Source organism: Collinsella sp. AF31-11, from assembly GCF_003475605.1.
Lineage (GTDB): Bacteria > Actinomycetota > Coriobacteriia > Coriobacteriales > Coriobacteriaceae > Collinsella.
This window is the reverse complement of the sequence record NZ_QRQS01000001.1, coordinates 39,351-55,471: the sequence shown is the minus strand read 5'-3', so window position 1 is coordinate 55,471 and position 16,121 is coordinate 39,351. Positions and strand designations below refer to the sequence as shown.

Here is a 16,121-nt window from a genome sequence, read left to right as displayed (position 1 = left end):
CAAAGGTCAGGGGCAAAGACGGTTTGTCTAGATCTGTAACAGTTAGACGGGAATTCGGGCCCTAGATGTTACAGATTGAGATAATCGCGCGCGAAAATAAAAACCTCCGCAGGGGTGCTTCCCTTGCGGAGGTTTTTTACTCGTTAAGTAGCCTAACGGCTTCGGCGGCCATGTTCTCGGCCGTCATGCCGTTCTGAGCGAGCAACTCGTTGGGGTCGTAGCGGTCGGGGAAGCCCTTGGCGATGCCAAAGGTGCGCGTGCGCACGGGCGTGCAGGCCAAGTAGCACGCGACGCGCTCGCCCCAGCCGCCGTCCAAGATGCCGTCTTCGAGGGTGACGACAACGCGATGCTTGGCGGCAAGGCTGTCGAGGAACTCGCGGTCGAGCTCGGTTGCATAGCGCGGGTTGACGAGCGTGGCCTCGATGCCGTACTCGGCAGTCAGACGGTTTGCCACGCGCTCGCCCAGCTCAAAGAAATCGCCAAGCGCGAGCACGGCCACGTCGCGACCCTGGCACACCACGTTGTAACGAACGGCGCCGTAATCGGCGTCCTCGGCAGGCGCAAGATCGGGGCGGCTTACCAAGCCAATGCCCGGCACGCGAATCGCCACGGGATGCTCGCGGTGGTCGAGCGACCAGCTCAGCATGGATAGGTATTCCTCCATGCAGGAAGGCGCCAGGTAACGCATATTGGGGAGAGCGCCCAGCATAGAAATATCAAAGAACGAAAGATGCGTCTCGGATGTGGTGCCAAAGATCGATGCGCCAAACACCAGGATGGTTGCGGGGACATCGTTGAGGCACAGGTCGTGCCACAGCTCGTCGTAGGCGCGCTGCAAAAACGTGCCGTACACACCAAAGACTGGCTTGGCACCCGAGCGCGCAAGCGCGGTGGCAAAGGTCACGGCGTGCTCCTCGGCAATGCCCACATCGACGAACTGTTTGCCGGCGGCGGCGCGAAGCTCGGGTGTAAAGCCCATGATGTAGGGCGTGGCGGCCGTGATGCCCACGACCTGCGGATCGTGCTCGATGGCGGCGCTGAGCGCCTCGCCCGTAATGTCGGCATAGGTGCGCGGCGCAGGCTCGCTCGGATGGCCCGGGCAGAGCTTGCGCCCAGTCGCCATGTCAAACGGACCCACATGATGCCAGCGCTCGGGGTCGCTCTGGGCTGGCTCAAAGCCCTTGCCCTTTGCGGTGGAGACGTGCAGCACGATGGGATGATCGATATCGCGCAGCTCCTGCAGCGTGTCGACCAGGGCCAACACATCGTTGCCGGTGTCCAGATAGCAGTAGTCGAGCCCCATCGCGCGGAAAACGTTGCGCTCACAGGTGCCGTTGCTGGCGCGTAGCTCGGCCAGATTGCGATACAGGCCACCGTGGTTTTCGGCGATGGACTGGTCGTTATCGTTGACGATGATGATCAGGTTGCTGTCGAGCTCGGCGGCATTGTTAAAGCCCTCAAACGCCAGACCGCCCGAAAGCGAACCGTCGCCAATGATGGTGATGACGTTGTACGCATCGCCCGCCAGGTCACGAGCGTGCGCCAAGCCGCAGCCCAGACTCACCGACGTGGAGGTGTGGCCCATGGCGAACAGGTCGTGCTCGGACTCGTCAGGATTGGCAAAACCAGAGGCCTCGCCGTAGCGTGCCGGGTCGATATAAGTGTACGCGCGCCCAGTCAGCGCCTTGTGGGCGTAGGTCTGGTGCGAAACATCAAAGACAATCTTGTCGATGGGGGAGTTAAACACGCGATGGAGCGCAACCGTAAGCTCAACGACGCCCAGGTTGGGGGCAACGTGCCCGCCGACGGCGGCGGAGCTTTCGAGGATGGCGTGGCGGATCTCGCCGCAGAGCAGCGGAAGCTCGGCGCGATCGAGAGCCTTGACGTCCTCGGGCGTTGTCGTTTGCGTAAGCAGCATCGTTGTGGGTTACTCCATGCGAATCGTGCGCCGGCACTCCCTCGGCCGGCACAATTGCACAAGACAGTCTCGCACATTTTGGCGTTTGATATGTGACGGCGGCGCGGTAATTCGCCAACTGGTGGGGCAAAACGTTTTGTCCGATGCCATACTGGTAAATTCGATGATGATTTTATTCATTGCGCGCAGGCCGCGGCTTGCCGCCGAGCGCCGCCGGAAGGAGGCCGCATGTCCGATACCGTTCGTGCCGAGAAAATCGCGCGCGAGGTCGACGATGCCGCCCGTCAGCTTGCCCAGGCGGGCCGCTTGGACCTGATGCATGAGTTTATCCAACATGGCGATGTGACGGTCTATACGCATGTGACCTCGGTAGCGCGGGCAAGTCTGTCCTTTGCCGAGCGCCTGGGCCGCGTCGGTATCTCCGTCGACCGCTTATCGCTGCTGCGCGGGGCCCTGCTGCACGATTACTTTCTCTATGACTGGCACGATCCCGACCCAAGCCATCGACTGCATGGCTTTCGTCACCCGTTTTTTGCCTTGGCGCGTGCGGAGGAAGATTTTGAGCTGACGCCGCGCGAGCGGAATATTATCGTACGGCATATGTTTCCGCTGGTACCGGTGCCGCCGACGTGTCGTGAGGCATGGATTGTGTGCCTGGCGGATAAATGGTGCGCACTGCGCGAGACGATTGCCGGCCGTCTGCCGCGCAAAGGCGGCGCGAACGATTTGAACGAGGGCCCGAGTGACGGCTCGAGCAAAGAATCGAACGAAAAGAGGAGTGGGTAGACGGTGGGAACCGCGATCGACATGGCATTTGACGGCGCGACGCTTGCCGCCTGTCCGCTCTCGGCGCTGGTACTCTCGTTTGCCTTCTACGGTTTTTGCGGCTGGGTATGGGAGTCGACAGTCTGCGCCATGCTCAACCACGGACGCTTTGCCAACAGCGGCTTTTTGCTAGGGCCGTGCTGTCCCATCTACGGTGCGGGCGGCATTGCGTGCTGGTTGCTGCTGCGTGGAATCCCAGACGCCTCGAGCCAGTTTGTCGCTGCCGCGCTCGTATGCAGCGTGATCGAATATAGCGTGGGCGTGCTGTTGGAAAAAACGACGGGTGCCCGGTTTTGGGATTACTCGCATCTGCCGTTTAACCTGCACGGACGCATCTGCCTGTACTGGGCCTGCGCGTTTGGCTTGGGTGCGTTGTGTATTTGCCGTTTAGTGGAGCCGGCATTGCTGGGGCTGCTTGGCCATCTGCCGGTGCTAATCGTGCGCTTGGCCGCCTTTATCGTCGCGGTCGCGATGATGGTCGATGCGGTGTGCTCGTTGGCGAGCTGGCGGCGTCTGTCCGATCAGCTTGAGCGTGTGCGTGCCGACCTTGCCGACCGCATCAATGAGTCGCTTGCCGACGCCTCCGACTCTATGCTCGAACGTATTCCCGATTCGGCGATTGACTCGGTGGCGCAGACGCATATCCGCGGTCGCGCCGTTAACGCTTGGCTGGCCGAGCTGGGCGACGCGGCGCTCGATGCCCTGCGCGAGAAGACTTCGATGCCGACGTTTATCTCGGATGGTGCTCGCGGCCTGGCGCTCGCTGCCCGCCGCGTGGCCGATGCCGCGCCGAGTATGCCGCGTCCGTCGCTCGGTCGTCGCCTTGCCGGCAAGCGCATGAGCCGCCCGGTACCGAGCGTGTCACTCAGCCGCCGCGACCTACGCTTCTTTAACGCCTTCCCGCGTCTGCGCATCAATCGTTACGAGGGTGTCATTCGAGCTACCGACCTCCGCGACCGAGCCCGCGAGCTGTTCCGGCGCTAGCCAGAGCGGAGCCAAGCGAGCCCTTCTCGTTCGCACGTTTCCCGTTCGTTTCGCGTCCGTTGCCGCGCCGTTTCCAAGATTGCGGTGCCGTTTCCATTCGACAACGCAGCGTTTAACAACGCCGTATCTGGTCTACACCAGTTGCCCCTCGGCCGCATCATGAGCGCCGACAACGTTCATGCGACCAAGGGGGAGCGAATGTACGATACGGGATCGACAACGTTTATGCTCATCTGCACCATGCTCGTGTTTTTAATGACACCGGGTCTGGCGTTTTTCTATGGCGGCCTGTCCAGGCGCAAAAATGTCATCAACACCATGCTTATGTGCTTTGGCGCCATTGGCCTGGTTGGTGTGCTGTGGATTGTTGCCGGCTGGTCGCTGGCCTACGGTGGCGACGGTTCTAGCCCGTTTATTGGCGGCTTTGACCAGTTGCTGTGCCTGCCGGTGCTCAACCAGGTGCTGCAGGCGGCCGAGGGCAATGCTGCGGATGGTGCCGTCTACCCTCAGATCATCAACATCGCCTTCCAGATGGCGTTTGCCATGATCACCGCCGCTATCGTTACGGGCAGTCTGGCAGGCCGCGTTAAGTTTGGTGCCATGACGGCCTTCCTGGGCATTTGGCTGCTCGTGGTCTATGCGCCGCTCGCCCACATGGTTTGGGGCGGCGATGGTTCCTTTATCGGCGACATCATCGGCGCGCTCGACTTTGCCGGCGGCGACGTGGTACACATTTCGTCCGGTCTCACGGGCCTGATTCTCTGCTTAATGCTCGGCCGTCGTCGCGGCTTTGGCATGGTGAGCTACCGTCCGCATAACGTGCCGTTTGTGGCGCTGGGCGCCGGTCTACTTTGGTTTGGTTGGTTTGGCTTTAACGGCGGCAGCGAGTTTAAGGCCGACGCCGTGGCGGCACTCGCCATCCTCAACACCGTGACGGCCAGCGCGGCGGGCATGGTCTCGTGGCTTGTCGTCGAGCGCGTGCACACCGGTCGCCCCACGCTGGTGGGTGCCAGCACCGGTCTGGTTGCGGGCCTTGTGGTGGTCACGCCGGGTGCGGGCTTTGTCGAGCCGTGGGCAGCGCTGGTCATGGGCCTGATCGTCTCGCCCGTCTGTTACCTGGCCATCAGCCATCTTAAGACCAAGTTTGGCTACGACGATGCGCTCGACGCGTTCGGTTGCCACGGTATCGGCGGCATCTTGGGCGGTGTGCTCACGGGCCTGTTCTGCGTGCCGGAGCTCTCGTGGACCGGTAAGGGCGGCCTGTTCTACACGGGCGACGTGTCGCTGCTTGTCTCGCAGGTTCTGGGCATTGTGGTGACGGTCGTTATTGTGCTGGTGCTCGACTTGGTGATCGCCGCGGTGGTCAAGGCACTGTTCCACGGCAGCCTGCGTGTGGACGAGGCCGACGAGGCGCTGGGCCTGGATGCGAGTCAGCACGGCGAGAGCGCATACCCTTCCTTCTCGGGACTCGATTAGCGGCACGGGTTTCCCAGGCACCCGACCTTGCCCCTCAAACCGTCGCTTGCGTACCGAAGTACGCGGCGCTCCTCTTTCGGGGCAATCTCGGGCACCTGGAAAACCCGTGCCATGTGAAGGTAAATCAATTTCTTTTATTGAAGAGAGGAATTCACTATGAAGAAGATTACAGCGATTGTTCGTGCCGAGAAGCTTGAGGTTCTCAAAGATGCGCTGTTTGCGGCTGATGTTCGCGGCATGACCATCAACCAGGTGCAGGGCTGCGGCGCGCAGCATGGCTGGAAGGAATACGTGCGCGGCAACGAGCTGCTCGTCAACACGATCCCCAAGGTGCAGTTCACCCTCATCTGCGCCGACGAGCATGTCGACGGTATCGTTGACATTATCTGCAACGCCGCTCGCACCGGTGCCGTCGGCGACGGCAAGATTTGGGTCGAGCCGGTCGAAGAAGTCATCCGCATTCGCACCGGCGAACACGGCCCGGCCGCGGTGTAGAATCGACCGTCTGCCATCCGCAACGTTAAAATGCTGCAATGAGGCACAAGACTTGCGTTGCGGATGGGCGGATTATGGGTCGCAATAAATATCCCGAGGAGACGGTCGCGAAGATTCTCGACGCGGCACTGGAGCTATTCTGCGCACAGGGTTATGAGGGGACGAGTATTCAAGATATCGTTGACCGTCTCGACGGCATGACCAAGGGCGCTGTCTATCATCACTTCAAGAGCAAAGAAGAGATTTTCAACGCCGCGTTTGATCGGGCGATGACTCCGATTGTTGAGCACCGCCGCTCGATGCTTGGCGTCGGTAATATGACCGGAGCCCAAAAGCTCAAGCGACTGTACGCTCCCGAGTCCGTTGTTCCACAAATTGAGCTATGGGCACGTATGCGTCCTGCAGCAGATCCGGTAAAAAGCTCGCGCCTACTGGCGATGCAGTACCAGGGCTCATTTGACGAGTCGGCCGATGGCTGTCTCTTGCCAGTGATCGAGGAGGGCATCGCCGACGGCTCCATTGCGTGCGAATGCCCGCGCGAAGCGGCGGAGGCCGTATCGTTGTTGGCGAATCTTTGGCTGCTGCCATTGTTCCGTCCGCTCGAGCCCAAGGAGCGAATGCTCGCTCGCGCACAATGTTTGGCGCAGATGGCTGCCGCGGTGGGGCTCGATTTGGGTAATGAAGTGCTTCAGACAACGGCGCAGATTTGGGACGTATGGGACCGCGCCGGGTGGTAATATAGATACCAACGGTATGTAATTGATTTGTGAGGGTAGCCACGGCTGCCCTTTTCAAGTCATTAAATACATACTAGTGGTATGTATAGGGGGTGGGCTTATGGCTGGGCTGAGAGACGTCGGCGTCTCGTTGAAATCAAAAACAGTGCGGTCAATCAGGCTCGCGGAACTTCTGGTTGCGCAGCTGTGCACGTATTCGATGCTGTCGGCGCTGTGCTTTGCGTATCCACTTTACTTGTTCGATTGCAGTGGATCGTCAACGTTATATGGCGCCGTCGTGGCGACGGCGTTCATACCCGGCGTACTCGCAACTCCGGCTGGTGGGATCTTAGCGGATCGGGGAAGACACCGCGAGGTCCTCGTGTCCCTCGGCATTGCTCTGATGACTGCATCACTGCTGTCTATCCCCATGAAGCGCTCGTTGCCTCTTGCGGTCGTCGTAGTAGCGATACTTTGTGTTCAATGTGGTGTTCAATCGCTGCTAAAGCCAATGCTCCAAATTGAGACGGTGCGTATGGCGGGTGAAGAGAAGGTTGAGCGGGCCACTGCATTGGTTTCGCAGATGACCATGGTGAGCAATATCTTGGGTCCTGTGGTCGGGACGGCAGTCTATGGGTGCTTTGGCATCGATGCTCTTTGCACAACCGCGTCGGTGGCGTTTGCGATTTCAGCTCTCTTGTTTGGGGTCGCACTCAAGCAAAACGCCTCATCTGAAACGATGAGAGACGGCGCGACTCGCACGACATGCCGAAACGATTTTCGGGAGTCGATTCGGTATCTGTTGCAAAATGCATCATTGGTCGCTGTGATTTTGCTTGCGGCAGTTTTGAACCTTGCGTTGGTTGGGCTAACGATTGGCGCTCCCATTATTGTTACAAAGCATCTCGGTATGCAATCGTCCTGCGTTGGGATAGTTGAGGTTGCTCTGGGCCTGGGTGGTCTTACCGGCAGTGGCTTGGTCGGCATTTGGCCGCATCGTTTTTCTTTCAATGGCATATGCCGATATGTTGCGATGATCTGTTTTGGAGTCGCGCCGATTATTGTTACGCTGCTGTTCGGCGTAGATGTATGCGTGTTCACCGTGTTTGCGGTTGGTTCGGCATGGGTCATGGTGTGGGCGAGCATTACGTCGGTTGAAATCACCGCGTTTGTTCAGCGGGTAGCGCCGACTGAGCTCTGCGGAAAAGTGCTTTCGGTCGTTTACATGGTCCTTTCCTGCGCAACGCCTATCGGCCAATTGACGTACGGGGTTGCATATGATCGATGGACACCGGCGATTGTATTCGCAGCCATGTTGGCGGTGCTGACGTTGACGACGGCTCTGTTTTATCGGCTGAAAAATCGATTGCGGCGATTGTCTTAACGCGCTGGGGCACCGTGAATTTGTGAAGGCGGTGGTACGCCGCGCCGGGACGGCATTGTTTGGACATGCCTCTCCTTCGTCTACAATATCGGGCAGACGAAGGAGAGGCATGTCCATGATCAAGATGTTCGCGAGTGACTTAGACGGAACGCTGCTGAACGCCCTGCACGAGGCGGATGGGACCATCCGCCGCGCCATTCGCGAGCTGACTGAGGCTGGCCTGCACGTGGTTCCCGCGACTGGACGCTCGACGTTGCCGATCGGCGAGCATGGCTTTACGGGCTTGGCGCTTGACGCCTGCTGCTCCAATGGATCCATCGTGCGCGACAGCCATGGCGAGGTGCTCAAGACTTGGACCATCGACCCGCAGGTCACTGAGGAACTGCTCAAGGCGTTCCCGGACATTTGCTTTGATTGCTCCACGCCCGATGGCATGTACTCGAGCGGTTCGTTCGAGATGCATCAGGCGGGCTTTAAAAAGGACAGCCCCATCAAGCGTATTGTGATGCGCGGCATGCGTGCGCGCGGTGGGTATCACGAGGAGCAGTATTTCGACCAGTCGATCGGTGACATCCTGCGCCACGATGTATGCAAGATCAATTGTCGCGTGACCTCGCCCGAGCTGGAGCGTGACCTTAAGGCCTATCTTGCCGAACGCTCGGACCATGTGGTCAACGCGCCGTTCGATCCGGTGATGTTCGAGATCACGGACGTGGCGTGCAACAAGGGCGAGAGTGTGGCCTGGCTGGCGGGCTACTACGGTATTGCCGAGGACGAGGTCGCGGTCTACGGCGACGGCGGCAACGACATCGCCATGCTCAAGCGTTTCCGCCACAGCTATGCGACCAAAAACGCTAGCGATGCAGCTAAGGCTGCTGCGAGCGCAACTATCGGCAGCTGCATGGTCCACGCCGTCCCCAAACACATGCTCGCCACCATGCATAAGCAGAGCTCCCGCACCATCATTGAATAATGTGACAAAGGGACTGTCCCTTTGTCACATGGGAGATACCGGCTTTTGGCGTATAGGACTGTCACGCTTTCGCCACCAACAAATTTCGAGTTATTCGGCCTGTCGGAGGTCGTTAAATGGCTAAAGATGCCCTCTCGGGAACATTCATGCCTCTAATGGTGTTTGATTCGGTGACGTAAGTGCGCAAATGGGCATGTATACGCTCAAATAAGGACAAAAACCCTCAGATAATCCCGGCGGTGCATTTATACAAAACCAGTAGCGTGGCCGAATAAATCGAAAAATGTAGTTGGCAGTTCGGCGACAAGCTCGGGTATGGCAAAGGAACTGCTCCTTCGCCATACCCGAGCTCCGATCTTCTGAAATGCGAACAAACATTCGCATATCTAACTGCGCTTTGATAGAATCGGTATCGTTGACGGCAGTTCCATGTGCCGGGCAGCGCCCTCCATCTGATGGGAGGTGATGCCCATGACCGATTTGATTGATTTCGTGAGGCTCCTGACCGCATTGGTCTCGCTTCTTACGACGCTTATCGGACTTTCCGAGGTACTCAAGCAACGCTCGAAGCGTAACAGAAGGGGTCGCCGCCGCTAAGGCGTTGACCCCCTAAAACAAGCAACGGCGCTGCCCAGCCAGCTACAACTTGGGCTGCCGTCAACACTATTCTACCCATGAATGACATTTTGGACAATCGGTAATGCCGCCGTGGGATGTGACAAAGGGACTGCCCCCTCGTCACATTCTAAATATTGCCTTTACGTGTTGATACACACGGTGTGCAATAATACTCGCACTGTGCAATAGCGCACAGGCTGAGTAACAAGGAGGACGCTTGTCCCAGCTCGAGAAATGCGATCGCAGGTCCCTTCGCTCGCAGCGTGCCCTTCGCCAGGCACTTGCTAGCGAGCTTGCCGAAAGCGGCGACCTTTCGCGCATTAATGTCGCGTCGCTCACCGAGCGCGCTGGCCTTACGCGTCGCACGTTCTATTCGCACTACCGCGATATTCCCGACTTTATCAATCAAATCGAGGACGGCTTGCTGGCCGAGATTCGTGAGCGCATTGAGCTCATCACTGCAGCTCAGCTGCCCGATCTCTATCACAACATCGATGAGCTCGAGCCGGCGCCCGGTTCGGTTGAGCTGCTGCGTTATCTTGCGGCCAACCGCGACTTAATCGGTGCGCTGCTGGGTCCGGGCGGCGACCAGGCCTTCATTAAAAGGATTATCGACACCGCGCGTGAGGCTGTGGTGCCGCGTGCGCAGACGGGCATTTTGGGCCTGGCGCTGGGCACGTTCTTTGACTACTACGTTACCTACGTCGTGAGTGCCGAGGTCGGCATGATTCAGCGCTGGTTTGAGCGTGGGCTCACCGAATCGCCCGAGGCCATGGCGCGCATTATGACGGTGCTCGCTTTTGTTCGCCCTGGTGACCTGTATGGCCAACCCATCGATATCAACGTGCCGGAATACGGCATGAAGCTATTGAACTTGCAGCTCGAGGATGCGGCCGACACCGCCGCAACCGTCGAGTCCAACAACTAAGAGGAGAGACAATGAGCAAACTCGTCGAAGGCATTAAGGACCGTGTGGTCGCTGCCGCACGCGAGGCCGCGCCCGCCGTGGTGGATGCCGCGCAGAAGGCAGCGACTGCCGCTGCCGAGAAGGTCGCCGAGGCAGTTGCCGATGCCAAGAACACGGCAGGGGAGACGTCCATCGCTAGCGAGCCCGTCATCGCCGCCGAGCCCGTAGCCGCCGCCCAGGCCCCCGAAGGCGCGATCTTCAACCCCGACAACGCCCACGGCAACCTGCACCTGGGCATCGACGTGGGCTCCACTACCGTCAAGCTCGCCGTGCTCAACGACGACAACCAGATCGTCTACGCCAAGTACCAGCGCCATCACACCGACGTCCGTGCCTGCGCCCGCGACCTGTTTGAGGGTGCCGCGACCGTGCTGCCGACGGCCCAGATGACCTGCGCCATTACCGGCTCGGGCGGCCTGCTGCTGTCCCAGTGGCTCGACCTGGAGTTTGTCCAGGAGGTCATCGCCAGCAAACGCGCCGTCGAGACCCTTATCCCGGCCACCGATGTCGCCATCGAGCTGGGCGGCGAGGACGCCAAGATCATCTACTTCGACAACGGCATTGAGCAGCGCATGAACGGCACCTGCGCCGGCGGCACGGGCGCGTTCATCGATCAGATGGCAACCCTGCTGCACACCGACGCGAGCGGCCTCAACAAGCTCGCGGCCAACGCCACCACCATCTATCCCATCGCCAGCCGCTGCGGCGTTTTTGCCAAGACCGACGTGCAGCCGCTGCTCAACGAAGGTGCCCGCCCCGAGGACGTGGCTGCCTCCATCTTCCAGGCCGTTGTGACCCAGACCATCTCGGGTCTGGCGTGCGGTCGCCCCATCCGTGGCAACGTTGCCTTCCTGGGCGGCCCGCTGCAGTACCTCTCCGAGCTGCGCCATCGCTTCTACCTCACGCTCAACCTGGATGAGGAGCACCGTATCGTGCCCCAAAACGCCCACCTGTTTGTGGCGAGCGGCGCCGCCATGGCGCACGAGTCCAACAAGCTCAGCACGTTCCCGCAGCTCATCGAGGCTATCGACAGCCTGGGCGACACACAGGGTGCCGAGGTCGAGCGCCTGGATCCGCTCTTTGCCACCGACGAGGACTTTGCCGAGTTCAAGGGTCGCCACGACCAAGAAGTCGTCCCCAAGGGCAAGCTCGACGGCTACACCGGCCGCGTGTTCATTGGCATCGACGCCGGTTCCACCACCATGAAGGCCGCGCTCGTGGGCGAGGACGGCCAGCTGTTGCATACCTGGTACGGCAACAACAACGGTGACATCCTGGGCACGGCCAAGGTCATCATGGCCGATTTCTACAACCACATCCCCGCGGGCTGCACCATCGGCCACGTGACCACCACGGGCTACGGCGAGGCGCTGCTCATCGAGGCTCTCAAGGCCGATTCCGGCGAGATCGAGACCGTCGCGCACCTGCGCGGCGCCAAGGCGTTCCTGCCCGGCGTCGAGTTCATTCTGGACATTGGCGGCCAGGACATGAAGTGCCTGCGCGTCAAGGACGGCGTTATCGAGCACATCATGCTCAACGAGGCCTGCTCGTCGGGTTGCGGTAGCTTTATCGAGAGCTTCGCCGTCTCTATGAACATGGACGTGCGCGCGTTCGCCGATGCCGCCATCCATGCCAAGGCTCCCGTCGACCTGGGCAGTCGCTGCACGGTCTTTATGAACTCGCGCGTCAAGCAGGCGCAAAAGGAAGGCGCCACGGTGGGCGACATCGCGGCCGGTCTGTCCTATTCCGTCATCAAGAATGCCCTGTTCAAGGTCATTAAGCTGCGCGACCCCAAGGAGATCGGCAGTCAGGTGATCGTCCAGGGCGGCACCTTTATGTCCGACGCCACGCTGCGCGCGTTTGAGCAGCTCACCGGCGTTCATGCCGTGCGTCCCGACATCGCCGGCTGCATGGGCGCCTATGGTGCGGCCCTGCTCGCCCGCGATCGCGCCGGCGCCGACGGCACCTCGGCCATCCTCTCGGCCGAGGACATCGCGCACCTCGCTGTGACGCAAAAGCACGTCCGCTGCGGCCGTTGCTCTAACAACTGCCAGCTTACCGTCAACGACTTTGGCGGCGGCAGGCGCTTTATCACCGGTAACCGCTGCGAGAAGGGTGCTGGCCACAAAAAGCAGAAGACCGAGGCGCCCAACCTCTTCAAAAAGAAAAACGAGCTGCTCTTTAACCGCGAGGTGCTGAGCCCCGACGAGGCCCCGCGTGGTACCGTGGGTATCCCGCGTGCACTCAACATGTACGAGAACTACCCCTTCTGGCACGCGTTCTTTACGCGCTTGGGCTTTAGCGTGCAGCTGTCCGACCAGTCGAGCAAGAAGACCTACCAGGCGGGCATCGAGTCCATGCCGTCCGAGAGCGTGTGCTATCCGGCCAAGATGAGCCATGGCCACGTGATGAACCTCATCGACCGCGATGTCGACTTCATCTGGATGCCGTGCGTGCGCTGGGAGCGCAAGGAGGATCCGACGGCTGGCAACTGTTACAACTGCCCCATCGTCATGAGCTATCCGACGGCGCTGGCGCTCAATATTGACGAGATCCGCGAGCAGAACATCGAGTTCCTGTACCCGTTTGTGCCCTATCACGACAAGACCGAGCTCAAGCGCCGCCTGTATCAGGTGCTCGCCGTCGACCGTGTGGCCGATGCCGAGGCTGGTCGCGGTCGCGTGCGCGGTCCTAAAATCACGCGCTCCGAGGTCGATGCCGCCGTCAACGCTGCCTTTGAGGCCGATGCGCGTTTCCACGAGGACATCCAGACCATGGGCGAGGAGGCTCTTAAGTGGGTTGAGGACCACGGCGGCCACGGCATTGTGCTCGCCGGCCGTCCCTATCACAACGACCCTGAGATCAACCACGCCCTGCCCGAGCTTATCTCGAGCTTTGGCTTTGCGGTCTTTACCGAGGATTCGCTTGCGCATCTGGTGAAGCCCGAGCGCCCCATCCGCGTCGTTGACCAGTGGATGTACCACAGCCGCCTGTACGCCGTCGCCCGTTTTGTGACGATGCGCAACGACCTGGACCTGATCCAGCTCAATTCCTTCGGCTGCGGTCTCGATGCCCTGACTACCGACCAGGTGCAGGAGATCCTTGAGGCCAGCGGCAAGATCTACACCGTGCTCAAGATTGACGAGGTGTCCAACCTGGGCGCCGCGCGCATCCGCATCCGCTCGCTCATGGCCGCGCTCAAGGACCAGGAGGCCGAGCGCTTGGCCGAGGCCACGGCCGCGGGCGAGGTCTTTGAGCAGGGTGACGCCGCGCCGGTGGCGCCCTCCACGGATGCCCCCGCGTTCGCGAGCCGCAAGTACACGTTTGAGGCGCAGCGTGAGAGTGCTTCGACCGCGTGGCCCAAGGTGCCCTTTACCGAGCAGATGCGCGACGAGGGCTACACCATCCTGTGCCCGCAGATGGCGCCGATCCACTTCGACCTGGTCAAAGAGGTGTTCCGCGGTGCTGGCTATAACCTGGAGCTGCTGCCCTCGACCGATCACGATGCCGTCGAGGCCGGCCTGCGCTACGTGAACAATGACATTTGCTACCCGTCGATCCTGGTAACGGGCCAGATTATGGAGGCCATCGAGAGCGGCAGGTACGATCTGTCCAAGACGGCCGTGGTTATCAGCCAGACCGGCGGCGGCTGCCGTGCCACCAACTACATCGCGCTCATCCGCAAGGCCCTGCGCGAGAGCGGCCACCCCGAGATCCCGGTGATCTCGCTTTCGGCCGTGGCGCTCGGCGAGGACAACCCTGGCTTTAAGATTACGCCGGCGCTGCTCAAGCAAGCAGTCTACGCGGTGCTCTTTGGTGACGTGATGATGCAGATGCTCTATCGTTGCCGCCCGTACGAGGCTACGCCCGGTGCCGCCAACGCGCTCTACGAGGAGTACGTGGCGCGCGCCCGCAAGCTGGCGCCTAAGTTCAACCGCCACAACTACACCAAGCTGTGCCGCGAGGCCATCCGCGCATTCGATACTATGCCGCTCGTGGGCGAGGGTACCAAGCCGCGCGTGGGCGTGGTTGGCGAGATCTTGGTCAAGTTCCACCCCACAGCCAACAACCACGTGGTCGATGTTATCGAGCGTGAGGGCTGCGAGGCCGTGGTACCGGGCCTGCTCGACTTCTTCCTGTACTCCATGAGCAACGCCGAGCTGCAGAAGGACGAGCTGGGAAGCTCTGCCACCACGCGCGCTGGCATGCAGGCGCTTATTAAGCTTGTGGACTGGATGCGTACGCCGGTGGAGGAGATGCTCGAAAAGTCCCGCCGCTTTGAGGCGCCCGAGCGCATCGGTACCATGGCCGACAAGGCCCGCACGGTGCTTTCGGTGTGCAACAACATGGGCGAGGGCTGGTTGCTCACGGCCGAGATGCTCGACCTGATTGACCACGGCGCGCCCAACATCATCTGCACGCAGCCCTTCGCGTGCCTGCCCAACCACGTGGTGGGTAAGGCCGTGATCAAGGAGCTGCGCCGTCAGCACCCCGAGAGCAACATTGTCGCGGTGGACTACGACCCCGGTGCATCCGAGGTCAACCAGCTCAACCGTATTAAGCTCATGATCAGCGTGGCCAAGGAAAACATGCGCGCCGGTAAGGGCTTTAAGCTTGAGAAGGTGGCGCCGCTCGCGATGGACGAGGTCACCGGCCAGATGCGCGCCCACGATGGCTGCGTGAGCTGCGGCTCGGCCAGCGAGGAGGCCGTTGCATCGGTCGCCAAGCGTCTGGGACGCGGCATTAAGAAGTAGCTTGCCTGCTATGGGCTAGATATGAGACAAACGGGTGGTGGCTGTACCGGCTACCACCCGTTTTTGCTGGACATATGTTGCGTAAATGGCCTTGCCGACGCCTTTCGTGGACTCGGATTTCGGAAGTGCGGGGAAAACTCCGAACCTTCGAGCACACTGCTCTTTTGAACTCTTGTGACCTGCGGTTTTGTTGCTAAAAAAGTCGGTCTGGTCGGCAGAACTCGATTTTTCACCGCACTTCCGAAAACTGCGATCTTGCAGTACGAAAAACGGCCTCCATAACTCTGGGTTTATTGATAAGTGTAGCCGTTCGCCGTATATCATTGTCCGTTTATGGAATCTATCTCCAACGAGTTGTAGTCATATGGTTTGATGTTGGAAACATATGATTACCGGCAGGCCGTAGGTGACGTTCCCCCTGATATCGGAGGTTCCGGGTATGTTTCGTGCTCCGTTAAACAACTATCGGTTGGGCTAACATGGATCGCCGTGTTATTTCGATAACCCTTGCAGTGGTTTGCCTAGCTGTGCTCCTGGGCGCTATAGGGCAGTTCGCTATAAGTCGAGAAACATCCTATATGCAGGAATGTGCTTCCGAAGGCTTTGCCATTGACGGTTACTATCGGGATGACGAAACAAGTCGGGAAACCCTGGCTTTTCTTGAGGAGGACAACTGTCGATGGCAGCTGGTCGACCAAGACGGAATCTGCACAGACGGGCAGTTTAAGCGTACGGATGATCCCAATATCCTGGTATTAAAGAAGGAAAACGGCGAAGAATTCGGCACGGTTCACGTTGCGTATATATCGCGCCGACGCAATCAGGGGCAGATTTACCTAATTAGAAATACTAAGGTGACCCGATTTTATCTTGTGAGCACCGATCCGGCGTTTACGGTGGAGTCTGGCGATGTCGATGCGGACGCCTGATTCACGGCAATAAAACAGCGAGCGGGGCGCGGCCATGGACCGCGCCCCGCTATTTTCTCGTGGCCCGCGTCACGTCTGCGCC

11 protein-coding genes are annotated in these 16,121 nt (G+C 60.0%); 10 read left to right on the top strand and 1 reads right to left on the bottom strand.

The genetic code is table 11. The features are described 5' to 3' along the window. Nucleotides 1-136: 136 nt before the first annotated feature. Nucleotides 137-1,918, bottom strand: a complete 1,782-nt coding sequence (locus tag DWZ22_RS00240; RefSeq protein WP_117584136.1) for a 1-deoxy-D-xylulose-5-phosphate synthase — start codon at nucleotides 1,916-1,918, stop codon at nucleotides 137-139. 228 nt (nucleotides 1,919-2,146) lie between these two features. Between DWZ22_RS00240 and DWZ22_RS00235 the strand changes: the two genes are divergently transcribed. The 10 genes from DWZ22_RS00235 to DWZ22_RS00190 all read left to right on the top strand — a co-directional run bounded on the left by DWZ22_RS00235 (nucleotide 2,147) and on the right by DWZ22_RS00190 (nucleotide 16,039). Continuing rightward, nucleotides 2,147-2,704: an HD domain-containing protein gene (locus DWZ22_RS00235; protein ID WP_117584135.1), complete on the top strand. Its 558-nt coding sequence runs from the start codon at nucleotides 2,147-2,149 to the stop codon at nucleotides 2,702-2,704. Nucleotides 2,705-2,707: 3 nt separating this feature from the next. Next, the gene (locus DWZ22_RS00230; protein WP_233502699.1) at nucleotides 2,708-3,727 is read left to right on the top strand and encodes a putative ABC transporter permease; all 1,020 of its coding nucleotides are present in this window, start codon (nucleotides 2,708-2,710) and stop codon (nucleotides 3,725-3,727) included. 198 nt (nucleotides 3,728-3,925) lie between these two features. Next, the gene (locus DWZ22_RS00225) at nucleotides 3,926-5,203 is read left to right on the top strand and encodes an ammonium transporter (RefSeq protein ID WP_118066499.1); all 1,278 of its coding nucleotides are present in this window, start codon (nucleotides 3,926-3,928) and stop codon (nucleotides 5,201-5,203) included. Between the two features lie 156 nt (nucleotides 5,204-5,359). Beyond that, complete coding sequence (locus DWZ22_RS00220) at nucleotides 5,360-5,698, top strand: P-II family nitrogen regulator (RefSeq protein ID WP_117629936.1); 339 nt, start codon at nucleotides 5,360-5,362, stop codon at nucleotides 5,696-5,698. A 74-nt stretch (nucleotides 5,699-5,772) separates the two neighbouring features. Beyond that, nucleotides 5,773-6,435 (top strand): TetR/AcrR family transcriptional regulator, encoded by a 663-nt coding sequence (locus DWZ22_RS00215; RefSeq protein WP_158549320.1) that lies wholly within the window; start codon nucleotides 5,773-5,775, stop codon nucleotides 6,433-6,435. 100 nt (nucleotides 6,436-6,535) lie between these two features. Beyond that, a complete protein-coding gene (locus DWZ22_RS00210; protein ID WP_118405151.1) occupies nucleotides 6,536-7,798 on the top strand; it encodes an MFS transporter in 1,263 nt (420 codons plus the stop codon). A 109-nt stretch (nucleotides 7,799-7,907) separates the two neighbouring features. After that, nucleotides 7,908-8,771 carry an HAD-IIB family hydrolase gene (locus tag DWZ22_RS00205; RefSeq protein ID WP_233503174.1) on the top strand — a complete coding sequence of 288 codons (864 nt, stop codon included), beginning with the start codon at nucleotides 7,908-7,910 and terminating at the stop codon, nucleotides 8,769-8,771. Between the two features lie 835 nt (nucleotides 8,772-9,606). Continuing rightward, complete coding sequence (locus tag DWZ22_RS00200; RefSeq protein WP_040358972.1) at nucleotides 9,607-10,317, top strand: TetR/AcrR family transcriptional regulator; 711 nt, start codon at nucleotides 9,607-9,609, stop codon at nucleotides 10,315-10,317. Between the two features lie 11 nt (nucleotides 10,318-10,328). Then, nucleotides 10,329-15,110, top strand: coding sequence for a 2-hydroxyacyl-CoA dehydratase (locus DWZ22_RS00195; RefSeq protein WP_118405150.1), 4,782 nt, complete (start codon nucleotides 10,329-10,331; stop codon nucleotides 15,108-15,110). Nucleotides 15,111-15,589: 479 nt separating this feature from the next. Further along, nucleotides 15,590-16,039 (top strand): hypothetical protein, encoded by a 450-nt coding sequence (locus tag DWZ22_RS00190; RefSeq protein WP_118405149.1) that lies wholly within the window; start codon nucleotides 15,590-15,592, stop codon nucleotides 16,037-16,039. Nucleotides 16,040-16,121: the final 82 nt, after the last annotated feature.